General features: G+C 48.1%; 9 protein-coding genes. 6 read left to right on the forward strand and 3 right to left on the reverse strand.

Features of this window, described 5'->3' with window-relative positions; genetic code table 11:
• The 3 genes from PF479_RS12650 to PF479_RS12660 form a co-directional block, all read left to right on the forward strand.
• A partial coding sequence (locus PF479_RS12650) for a hypothetical protein (protein ID WP_298007146.1) occupies nucleotides 1–245 on the forward strand: 245 nt, incomplete at its 5' end.
• Between the two features lie 2 nt (nucleotides 246–247).
• Nucleotides 248–766 (forward strand): helix-turn-helix transcriptional regulator, encoded by a 519-nt coding sequence (locus tag PF479_RS12655; RefSeq protein WP_298007147.1) that lies wholly within the window; start codon nucleotides 248–250, stop codon nucleotides 764–766.
• A gap of 3 nt (nucleotides 767–769) precedes the next feature.
• Complete coding sequence (locus tag PF479_RS12660; RefSeq protein ID WP_298007149.1) at nucleotides 770–1210, forward strand: hypothetical protein; 441 nt, start codon at nucleotides 770–772, stop codon at nucleotides 1208–1210.
• An 11-nt stretch (nucleotides 1211–1221) separates the two neighbouring features.
• On the opposite strand, the gene PF479_RS12665 is transcribed toward PF479_RS12660, so the two are convergent.
• Complete coding sequence (locus PF479_RS12665) at nucleotides 1222–1554, reverse strand: hypothetical protein (protein WP_298007152.1); 333 nt, start codon at nucleotides 1552–1554, stop codon at nucleotides 1222–1224.
• 115 nt (nucleotides 1555–1669) lie between these two features.
• On the opposite strand from PF479_RS12665, the gene PF479_RS12670 reads away from it, so the two are divergent.
• The 3 genes from PF479_RS12670 to PF479_RS12680 all read left to right on the forward strand — a co-directional run bounded on the left by PF479_RS12670 (nucleotide 1670) and on the right by PF479_RS12680 (nucleotide 9832).
• A complete protein-coding gene (locus PF479_RS12670; RefSeq protein WP_298007154.1) occupies nucleotides 1670–2392 on the forward strand; it encodes a 4'-phosphopantetheinyl transferase superfamily protein in 723 nt (240 codons plus the stop codon).
• A 282-nt stretch (nucleotides 2393–2674) separates the two neighbouring features.
• Nucleotides 2675–7510 (forward strand): type I polyketide synthase, encoded by a 4836-nt coding sequence (locus PF479_RS12675; protein WP_298007157.1) that lies wholly within the window; start codon nucleotides 2675–2677, stop codon nucleotides 7508–7510.
• Nucleotides 7511–7528: 18 nt separating this feature from the next.
• On the forward strand, nucleotides 7529–9832 hold the full coding sequence (locus tag PF479_RS12680) for an SDR family NAD(P)-dependent oxidoreductase (protein ID WP_298007159.1): 2304 nt from the start codon (nucleotides 7529–7531) through the stop codon (nucleotides 9830–9832).
• On the opposite strand, the gene PF479_RS12685 is transcribed toward PF479_RS12680, so the two are convergent.
• Nucleotides 9823–11274 (reverse strand): radical SAM protein, encoded by a 1452-nt coding sequence (locus PF479_RS12685; RefSeq protein WP_298007162.1) that lies wholly within the window; start codon nucleotides 11272–11274, stop codon nucleotides 9823–9825. The genes PF479_RS12680 and PF479_RS12685 overlap by 10 nt on opposite strands.
• Nucleotides 11275–11278: 4 nt before the next feature.
• On the reverse strand, nucleotides 11279–11812 hold a 534-nt coding region (locus tag PF479_RS12690; protein WP_298007165.1), incomplete at its 5' end, for a hypothetical protein.

Genomic DNA, 11812 nt, shown 5'->3' on the forward strand with positions numbered 1-11812 from the left:
CTTTTTATGTATGTGGAAAAATGAAAGACTTGGGAAATAATCTTCACGAAATCAGAATTCCACCCCAAAATAGACGTGGGGGGAGAGGCGGGGTATCAAGAATCTATTTTTGTATGAACCCACTGGATTCAAAGAGTTTAGTTATTCTTTCTGGAGAATATAAGAATGGAAAAAAAGCTAAGAATATAGATTCTTCAAGAAAGTTAAAAGATAAATATATAGAATATGTAACTAAGAGGGCATGAGCATGAAAGGAAACGATGTAGTAGGTTTTTTAGATAAAATCACAAAATCTGATCCCAAATTAGAATCTTTTGAGAAAGAATATGGACCATTAGCAAATTTCCTTGAAGATTTAGATATATTAATAGGGAGGGAGGGGATATCCCAAAAAGATCTTGCTAAAAAGGCGAGAACTACTCAAAGTGCTGTTTCTCGTTTTGAGAATATGAAAATTAAACCCGGGTATGTTTTTTTAAATAAAATTAGCAACTCAGCAAATGGAGAGCTATTTATATCCCCGATGGGAAAATACTCTGTGACTATACCTTATGATCTCCAAGAGAAAGCTGATCTTATTGCTGAAACTATAGATATTCCTGTAAAAAAAATGATTAGTAACTGGCTTAGGGCTGAACTTGAAAAGCATTATTTAATGATAGAAAAAGAAGAAGTTCAATACTGTGAAATAATTGACTTTCCCACAGAAAAAGCCGTGAAAATTTCAGGTACAAAAACAACTTGGGAAGATCTCAAAGAGAATTAATTTATGAAAGAAACAATAAAACTGTCAGAAATAGTAAAAGGTATTGAGCTGGAGAATATAAGTACTTCCTTGCTTTCGGACCAAAAAGTAAACCACTTGAAAACTGGTGAAAATATTAATTTAAGCCTCAATTTTGGACTTAAAAAGGATGATCCTCAAAAAACTGAAAATGGTTTTACTATTAATCCAAACTTTAAATTGATTGCTCAGGATAAGGATGGAAAAGAGTATTTTATCCATGAGTCAAGATTGAATATTGTAATTAAGTCATCACAAGAAACGTATAATTTAATATGGGAAAATAATAATAAAAATGAGTTTCTGAGTAAATATTTGACTCCCATAATATGGCCTTACATCAGACAGCAGGTACAAGATGGACTGTTAAGAGTCGGAATGCCTATTTTTTCCCTACCCTTCGAATTCTCCAAGCTACCGATATAATCAATGTCATACTAAACCAGTCCCTCAGGCAGCCCTGAAAGCACCATCTCACTCATCACAGTATCCATCAGAGGAACTTCAACTATTGTTTTATTGGATTTAGTGCCGCGGATTGTATGAAGCCGTCGGGTTTCAATGGTTTTTTGAATCAGTTCTTGTTGGCTCTTTCGATTTTGCTGTGTCAGGATCTGGCTGCCCGAGGAGACCATGGAGAGGTTAAACCTGGCCAATTCGGATTCAATCATCCGGGAGATGGAGACGGAGACAACAGGCGGTAGTCCAACCCGTTTTCCGCCGATAGAGCCGTGGGCGGGAAAATGTCCTGCAGTATCCGCAGGACTCAAATAAATGGACTTTAGTGATATCAGGGAGGCAGATTTGAATCATGGAACTGATGTATCAAGCGTCTGTGAGGCCCGGGCATGTTTCTGGATTCCGGAAGGATCGGGTAGTTTTTAAATGGAGTCTGTAAGAATCTCTTTCTTGAATTCTGATGAGGTCATTGATGATTCCGACATATATTTTTTGGAGCAGTTCCTTTCTCAAGAGCGTCTGGAAAGGAACTTAAAGTTTCGAAAGGAAGAGGATCGAAAACGATCAATTCTTGCAGAATCTCTTGTGCTGTTCTGTTTGATGAAAGATTATGGAATTTCTCCAGACCGGATCTGTTTTGGCAGAGATGTCTATGGGAAGCCCTTTTTAAGGTCTCATAGGACCATTCATTTTAATCTTTCCCATTCCGGAAACTGGGTCGCTTGCATTCTCGGAACCGGACCCGTGGGGATTGATATTGAGCAATGCAGGCAGGACATTGATCCGATCAGTACCGGTCAAATCTTTTCCGCACGGGAGAAGGAGATTCTTCAGGCATTAAATACAGAAGATCGATTAGAGCGGTTTTATCAACTCTGGACTTTGAAGGAGAGCTATACAAAAGCTCTGGGAGCAGGGATTGGCCGTGGCTTTGAAACATTCAAGTTCGAATGGGATGAACTTGACGCTATAGACCTTTATGATCCGCTTGATCAAGGGAATTCTGATTTCCAGTTTCAAAGCTTCTCACTGGATAAAGAGCATATAAGCGCAGCCTGTTTTCCTAGCGGCAGATCCGTCCCGGACGTCTCCTTTATTCTACTTTCAGAATTATTAAAGGACATGAAAAGAATCGAAAGCAGAGATTGATCTGTCTTTGGGAACGTCTGTATACAATTCAGTTTCCTTGATACCTTTAGTAAATCATGATAATGTAATATTAAATATAGTAATTTATCTCTCAACTTCTGTACCCTTTGTTATAGAATGTTTGTGAGCTTATTTGTTCTCTACAGTCTTTTTAGAAATGAATTCATGAACTTCTTTCAATTATAATCTTAAAAAAAGATCTGGTTTTAATAGCCCTTGGCTGATCTCCCTGCACAATGTAGAGAATTGAATAAGCTTTTATTATTAAAATTAGGAGTTTCTATGCCTCAGTCCACTTCTTTTACGGTTACGCCCTGGATCAGTTGTTACAAGCCTCGACCGGATGCCCTGTTGAGGCTTTTCTGTTTCCCCCATGGTGGCGGAGGGCCCCAGGCTTTTAAATCCTGGGCTGATAACCTTCCCAAAGAAATTGAAGTCTATTGTCTGAATTTACCTGGGCGCGGCAGCAGGCGCAATGACCCTCCTATTCATAATATGCCGGAACTTTCTGATCAGATTGTCCATGCCCTTTCTGCTTATCTTGATAAACCATTTGCCCTGTTCGGGCATAGTGTGGGAGCATTGGTGGCCTATGAAGTGACCAGGGGTTTGGAAGAGAAAGGAAGTCCCCTTCCGGTCCGACTTTTGGTTTCCGCTCATAAGGTTCCTCATGATGCTTTAGAAGAGGAGCCTATGTATAACCTTCCTGATCAGGAACTGGTTCAGAAAATCATAGACCTCGGACTGGTCCCGGCTGAAGTTTTGGAAAACAAGGAATTGATCGATTTTATCCTTCCTCCCATGAAAGCGGATTTTGAAGTCTCCGAAACCTACAAATACACGAAAAGGAATCCCCTTCCCGTTGCGATTACAGCTATGGGGGGAGAGGGGGATACCCTTCTTAGTCCTGAAGACCTGGACGCCTGGAAAGAGTACAGCTCCCTGTCTTTTCAATCTTTCCTCTATAAAGGGGATCATTTCTATACCGAAACGCTTCAGAAGGAAGTGCTGAAAGATATTAGTCAATGGCTGTTGCAGGATCTTAAGGACATGCCCAAAGCGATCAAAGAAGGTCCAAAAGCGGATTATCCGGAGAAATGCCTTCATGAAATCTTCCGGGAGCAGGCCGCCGCCCATCCCGACCGCATCGCTATTGCCGATCCGGGGGGGAGCCTGACTTTCCGGGATCTGGATGAAAAGACCGACCTTGTGGCCCGCTACCTGCAGAAACAGGGGGTCCGGGTCGACAGCATCGGCGGGATCTGTATGGATAGCTGCGTGGAGTATGTCATTGCCTATCTCGCCATTCTGAAAGCCGGGGGAGCTTATATGCCGATTGAGCTGGCCTATCCCCCGGAGCTCCTGAAGCGGGTGTTGGAAAAATCCGATCCGGTGATGATACTTACCAAAAATGAGTATCTTTCCAGACTTCCCGAATCCAGGCGCTCTCTGGACAAAGCCCTTCCTTTGGATGAGGGATGGGAACAAGTTCTGGAGGATATGGATTTACCTGCCTTGGATGAGGACAGGGAGCTGCCCGGTCCGGACAGTCTGGCCTATTGCGTTATGACATCGGGCACAACCGGAGCTCCCAAAGGGATAATCTGTCCCCATCGCGGTGCGGTCAACTCCTACTACTGGCGCTACCGCAACCATCCCTACTCCGAAGGAGAGAGGGAAGGTTGCAATGTTTTCCTGGTCTGGGAGGTTATTCGCCCCCTTCTGCAGGGTTTTCCCTCCTATGTGATTCCCGATGATGTGATATATGATCCCTGGAAGCTGGTGGATTTTCTTGAGAAGTATGAGATCACCCGGGTCCTGTTCACCCCTTCTTTGCTGGAACAGGTATTCAATACGCCCGGTCTGGAGTTGGAGAAACGGCTCAAACATCTGAAAATTGTCTGGCTTAACGGAGAAGTCGTTCCTACAGTATTGAGGAACCGCTTCTTCGAACGCTTCCCCGGAGTGAAGCTGCTGAATGACTACAGCATTTCCGAGTGTCATGATGTGTGCACTCATGATCTGGAATTTCTGGATACGCTTTTTTCTCCCAGGTATGCCTCTCTGGGATTCCCCATGGATAACGTACGCATCTATCTACTGAATGAACAGCTGGAGCCCGTGCCGATTGGAATGTCCGCCGAAATTTATGTGGGCGGTGATTCTCTGGCCAGAGGGTACCTGGATGAACCGGAAAAAACAGCCGAAAGATTTATCCCCGATCCTGTTCGGAAGGATGGATCTCGCCTGTTCCGGACGGGCGATCTGGGCCGTTTCCTACCCAACGGGGAGTTGGAAGTCAAGGGACGAGTGGAGTTTATGATCAAGCTCCGGGGTTACAGCATTGTTCCGGGGGCCGTAGAGGCTGCCATAACGGAACATGACGCTGTGAGTACTTCTGTGGTCGTCACAAAAGACAGCCTCGAGACGGGTCAGCCCGAAGCTCTGGTGGCCTATGTGGTGGGCAATGGCGTCCTGGATGACAAATCCCTGGAAAAAGTCTTGCGTCCCCATCTCAAAGAGAGGTTGCCTCATTATTCCATCCCCTCCATTTTCATCCCCCTGGATGAACTGCCCCTTCATGATGTTACCGGAAAAATGGATCGGAAAAAACTCCCGAATCCCGATGAGTTTGTGAATAGAAAAAGAGCGGGCATAAAGGCTGATATACCGAAGCGGGACATTGAGTCGGCGATTGTGGAGACCTGGGAAGATATTCTGCAGATCAGAGCCACCGATCTGAGGGACAATTTTTTCGATATGGGCGGCCATTCACTTCTGGCTATTGCTATATGCGATAAACTGTCTAAAGCTCTGGAAGTGGACGTTTCGGTGATCGATATTTATGAGAATCCCACCATTCGCAGCCTGGCCGATTTCATCGCATCCAAAAGAGAGGACGCGGGATTATCCACAAGGGATGACCTGAATAACAAGAGGTCTTTCTTTCACCAGGAATCCACGGAAATCGCCGTTGTGGGGATGGCCGCCCGATTCCCCGGTGCCAAAAACGTCAGGGAGTTCTGGGACAATCTTACAAACGGGGTCTGCAGTATTCGGGAATTAACGAAAGAGGAGCTCTCCCGGCGGGGAATCCCGGAAGAGACCTATTCCGACCCGGATTATCGCAGGATTGGAGCCCTACTGGATGATGTGGACAAGTTTGATTACAGCTTTTTCGGATTGAGTAAAAAAGAGGCGGACCTCATGGATCCACAGCACCGGCTCTTCCTGGAGTGCTGCTGGGAAGCCCTGGAAAATGCCGGATATCCGCCGACTCAGAATGGAAAAAGGACAGGCGTTTTTGGTGGTTGTTACTCCCCGCTCTACCTGCTTCATAATCTCAAGGGGGGTGGATTTATGGATCCATCGGACCCTGCGGAATATCATCTGACCGAAACAGGGAATGACAAAGATTATCTGGCAACCCGGGTTTCCTATCTATTAAACCTTCAGGGTCCCAGTCTCTCGGTTCAAACCTCCTGTTCCACCGCCGCATCGGTTGTAGCTACTGCCTGTGAGTCCCTGCTGTCTGGTAAATGCGATGCCGCCCTGGCGGGGGCTTCGAGCATTACTTTTCCTCAGGGGGGATATCAGTATGTAGAGGGGCATATCAACTCCAAAGAGGGAAAGATCAAGACCTTCGATGTCGACGCAGATGGAACCATCCTGGGAGACGGCGTCGGTATTCTTGTTCTCAAGCGGCTGGAAGATGCCCTGGAGGCGGGAGATAATATTATTTCGCTTATTAAAGGATTTGCCGTCAATAACGATGGGAATAATAAAGCGGGATACTCCGCTCCCAGTGTCCACGGCCAGAAGAATATGGTCCTCGACGCTCTGAATATGGCGGATATCGGCGCCGACACTATTTCCTATATAGAAGCCCATGGTACGGGAACGTTTATAGGTGATCCCATCGAAATACGGGCCCTTTCCGATGTATACCGTTCCTTCACAGACAAAAAAGCCTTTTGCGCTCTGGGATCGGTAAAACCCAATATCGGTCACAGTAACATCGCCTCGGGTATGGCAGGGATTATCAAAGCCTCGTTGAGTCTCTATCATAAACAAATACCGCCGACAATAAATTTTAAAAATCCCAATCCAGCCATGAACATCCAGGACAGTCCGTTTTTTATCAATACAGAGCTGCGGAAATGGGACTCTTCAGGGGATTTTCCCCGGAGAGCGGGAGTTTCCTGTCTGGGCATAGGCGGGACGAATGTGCATTTCGTACTGGAGGAACCACCTGTCAGAAAATCTGAGTCTTCAGGAAAGAATTTGATTCCTTCCAGGGGCCTTCTAACACTTTCAGCTAAAACCCCGGGATCTCTCGAGGGGATGCGGCAGGAATTGATAGGGTTTTTAATGGAAAAGGAAGAATGGAACCCGGCAGATCTGGAATATACTTTGCAGGAGGGGCGAGAAAACTTCTCCCTTCGACTGGCTGTGTCCTGTTCAGACCGTTCGACCGCGTTGGATGGGCTGAAAACCGCCTCTATCCAGGATAGCCGTAATACCTTGAAGGGAAAGACGGTCTTTCTCTTTCCCGGACAGGGTTCTCAGCATCACAGGATGGGAATGGATCTCTATGAGAAGGATTCTGTTTATAAAAAATACTTCGACAGTTGCTGCGACAAGCTGATTCCTCTGATCAATGCGGATCTGAGGACTTCTCTGTTTGCCGAAGAGGGGACACAGGAGGCCGAAGAGGCCTTCCGATATGCCTACACTGTACAACCAGTTCTATTTTCACTTCAGTATTCTTTGGCCAGGTCTCTGATGGACCGTGGTGTTGTACCGGAAGCCCTTGCCGGGCATAGCATCGGGGAATATACGGCCGCCTGCATCGCCGGGGTTCTCAGCCTGGATGATGCTCTGGCCCTGGTTGTCGCACGGGGCCGGGTTATGGAGGAGTCTGGGGAGGGGGCCATGACCGCAGCCGGTCTGACTCCCGCTGACGCGGCATCCTTCCTGAAAGGCCGCAAAGATCTCTCCCTTGCTGTTGTGAACGGGGATGACCAGGTTGTTTTGTCCGGAACAGTCGACGCAGTCAATGCGGCGGAAGAGGATCTCAAAAAACAGGGGATCATTACCCGTCGTGTTAATGGGTAACAAGCCTGCCACTCCGCCATGATGGACCGGGCGGCAGATAAACTTGTTAAAGAAGCCCGGAAGGTCTCCCTGGCAAAACCGGAGATACCCCTGCTTTCCAATCTGACCGGAACCTGGATGACCGACAGGGAAGCCTGTGATCCTGGATACTGGGGGCTTCATATGCGGGGAACCGTTCGTTTTGCGGATAACGTCAAAGCTCTGTTGCAGGACAAACCGGCGGCTATGCTGGAAGTGGGGTCCCATAAAATCCTGAGCAAACTGATGAAATCCCTCTCTAAAGGAATCTCCTCCGGGGATTCACCTTTGATCCTCTCGACCCTCAGGCATCCCAGGGACAAAAAGACATCCGATTCCCAGGCTTTCGGACAGCTCCTGGGCGATCTCTGGGCAGCAGGATTGCCGGTTGACCTGAAGGCTTTCCGCAGTGAGAAGGGTGGGAGGAAAATACCCCTTCCAGGCATCCGTTTCGATCCCTATAAGTGTTGGAAACAAAGCGATGCCGATTGGAGTGTAAAAGAACCTCAGCAGGGAAAAATCAAAGATATCGCCCAATGGGGTTACATCCCATCCTGGACGAGGAAATGGATTCCCCCTATTTCCCGGCCTGGTGGGGAGAAGAAAAACTGGTTGATTTTTTCAGATCCAGAACAAGAGGCTCTCTCCATGGAGGTCTCTAATCTGCTGGAAAGTCAGGGAGATATTGTCAGGACTGTTTTTCCAACTGTGAAGGATCGCCTGGGAATGGACGAGATTTCTTTTCATATCAATCCCGGCCAGCCGGATCAGTTTGGAGAAGTTCTGAAACAATTGGAATCTCAGAGTATTTATCCTCATGGCATTCTCTACTTTTGGGGAATCGGTCCTGCCGATTGTTCTGGTGTGCTGGAAAAAAGTTATTATCCTTTTTTGAATCTGGCTAAGGCCTTATCCGTACAGACAGTCCTGGATACCATGAGTCTCTGGGTTATTACGGATAATACCTTTCAGGTGGATGTTGAAAGAATCATTCCTGAGAAATCCGCCCTATTAGGCCCCGCGATTGTTCTGCCTCAGGAGAATCCCCAAATGACCTGTTATGTGGTGGATGTTCAACTCGATAGAATCTCTCTGGACAGACTGGCAGGGCAGATCCTCAGGGAATGTGTTCCATCCAAAGCTGTCAGCGAGGCCTTTATCGTTCTGAGGGGCGTCAATCGATGGGTCCAGAGTTATGAACCTGTATCATTGGACTCAGTAGAAGCTCCCGGGTCTATAGATAAAGACGGGACCTACATTATTACCGGAGGTCTGGGAAGAATCGGTCGGAGCCTGTCTGAGAAAATGGTTGGGCAAGGGGCCCATGTGGTTTTGACGACAACCCGGGAACTTCCGGCGAAAGAGAATTGGAGAGCTCTTCTGGCGGAAAACAAGCTGGATGAAAAAATGCGTACTTCCCTGGAGCATCTGATCGGCCTGGAAGAGCGGGGCGGTCAGTTCAGGGTTGTCAAGGTCGATTTCGGAGATGAATGGGATATCGCTGCTCTGCTGGAGGACACAATCCGGGAGTTTGGTGGCATAAGCGGAATCTTTCATGCCGCCGGTAAGGCGAATCTTAAATCACTCCCCGATACTACCCGGGAAACTTCGGAACAGGAGTTCGCATCAAAGATCGATGCTCTCTGGAATCTGGATAAAGCTGTGGCGCTGTGCCGCGACAAGACCGGAATCGAACCGGGTTTTATTCTCCTCTTTTCCTCTATGGCATCTGTTCTGGGAGGCTATAGCATGGCGGCCTATGCGGCGGCCAACCGTTTTATGGATACCTTTGCCCAATCCCGGTGCATAAGCGAGGGGCCTTCCTGGATTGCCGTGAACTGGGATGACTGGGACTTTGATTATACGAAAGAACAGGTCGGTGCGTATGAGAAAACGACAGCTCAGTATGCCATGAGCCCCGAGGAGGGGTACGAAACGGTGCAGCGTATCCTTTCTCTTCCTGATCCGGTTCAGATACTGGTATCCCCCCGGCCTCTGGAGCTGCGGGTGAAGCAATGGATTCATCAATACGCAGAGGGAGAGGACCATCCCGCGACACTACCGGAAGCAACTGAATCTGCCGGGCATGAAGAACGTATCCTGGATATATTCAGGGAAGTCCTGGGTGACCCGGACCTGGTGGCTGAAGATAATTTTTTCGATGCCGGCGGGGACAGCCTTCTGGCCAGTCAGATTCTTCTGAAGCTGCGCAGGAATATGAAGGAGCATGCGGACAGGATTACCCTGAACAGTATCTTCGAATATCCATCAGTCAAGGATCTGGTCGCTTGGCTTCAGCCCTGAACCAGCGTCTCAGGCAAACCTGAAAGCACTCTCTCACTCATTTCAGTATCCATAAGAGGAACCTCTAATATTGTCTTCCTGGCTTTAGTGCCGCGGATCGTATGAAGCCGTTTTGTTTCAATGGTTTTTTGAATCAGCTCCGGCCATAAGACTCTGTCTGGGGACTTCAGTAGGTTGATGAACCGGCTCAGCCGGAAGGCGGTGATCAGTTGTGCTGTGCTGAGATTTCCGTTCCAGGGCCATACGGAAGAGCCGCAGTACAGGGCAGGCAGACCGGGGAGTCCATTTTCTCCGGGCTGTTCAAATCCGGGAAGTCCCGGGACTGCATAAAAGGGGGATATGCCGATTTCTGTCGGATGGGCTGCCAGGAACAGAAGGTTCCGGGATACAGTTTCGATGCTGTCTCCCTCCAGGCCGCAGATAAAATAGGTCACAGCCGGGATCTTTTTCTGCTCCAGGAGATAGAGCACATCAGAGAGCTGTTCCTGCTCGCCCTTTCGGTTTTGGTTTGTCAGGATACGGCTGTCAGAGGAGGCCATGGAAAGGTTAAACCTGGTAAATCCGGATTCAATCATCCGGGAGATGAGAGGCGGAGTCAAAAGGCGGTAGTCCAGCCCGTTTTCTGCCGACAGAGTGGCCTCAGGAAAACGTGAGTGGTAAGAGTCCAGGAAGTCACAGAAATAGTATGTGTTGGCCAGGAGGTTGTCATCTTCAAGGTTCAAATGAAAATCTGTTATTCCTATCTGCTCCAGAAGACTCAGTACATCCTGAACCGGGATCTTTCGAAACTCCCTTCCATGGGTCAGGTGGTTCGCACAGAACAGGCAGCGGTAGGGGCAACCCCGTGTCAGCATGGTGCTGTATTGAGGTTGATTCTGAGCATCATATACAGAACTGAGAGCGGGAGTGAGGGGTGCCGGGGGGGAGTCTGACATGCCGGGAAAATCAGCCAGATTTTTTTCCGCCTCACCGCAGCGAACCTCATCAAAGAGTCCTGTTTGTCTGAACCAGTCAGGATTGACCGAAACTCCGGCTCCGCCGATTTCAAGGGGTATATCGGGGGCTCTTTGTTTCAGATCCTCCGCCAGGAGGAGGGCTTCTCCGGCATAACACCAGGCAAAGCAGCTGATCATGACCCTGTCGGGATGGACCGCCAGAATCTGAGAGCTGCACTCATTGATGGGAGGTCCAAAGTGTTTGCGCTGGCGGAACCAGCTTACTGGACCCTTTTCATCAGAAATAAGAAAGGCTTTGAGGTAGTTCAGTTCCCCGGGAAGGGGGGGCGTATGACTGCTCCCCGACTCTCCCGGAAAATTGAAGAGGGTCACTGTGTGACCCGCCTGTTCCAGAATTGACTTAACCGAAAGAGCCCCCAGGGCAGAATGACGGTGAGCCGTCTGATAGAAGTCTCTTATCGGGGGTTGAACGACCGCTATGTGCATCTATTCATCCCCAGAATAAAAACAGGAAGGGTAGGAAAAGCAGGAAGATCACTGTTGAGATCGTGATGGAGTTGGCAACAAACTCAGAGTCCAGACCGAACATATCACTGATAACGATGGGATTGACACCCAGAGGAGCCAGGGCATTGATCATCAGAACCTTCCGGGACATTTCGTCAAAAATGGGCAGCTGAAGCATGATTGCTGTAGCCGCTATCCAGATCAGGAGGCGTATCACCAGAAAGGGGAGAAGAGCCTTGGTCGATTTCAAGGAGTCTTTGATGGAGATGGAAAGACCCATGCAGAAAAGAATCAGAGGAACCGCCATCGAACCAAAGCTTCCCGTAAACTGAGTCAGTCCTGTTGGTAAGGGTATCTCCATGATCCCGATAAAGAGTCCCAGGGCGATCATAATTAAAAGAGGAATTATATTGTAGAGGATGTTTTTTGTATCCATCTTGTGCTGTTTGGTCAATTTCAGCACCCAGACGGTTAAAAAGGCATAGACCAATAAAGCCGGCCAAAAGAAGGATGTGTA

The sequence above is a fragment of the Oceanispirochaeta sp. genome (assembly GCF_027859075.1).
Lineage (GTDB): Bacteria > Spirochaetota > Spirochaetia > DSM-2461 > DSM-2461 > Oceanispirochaeta.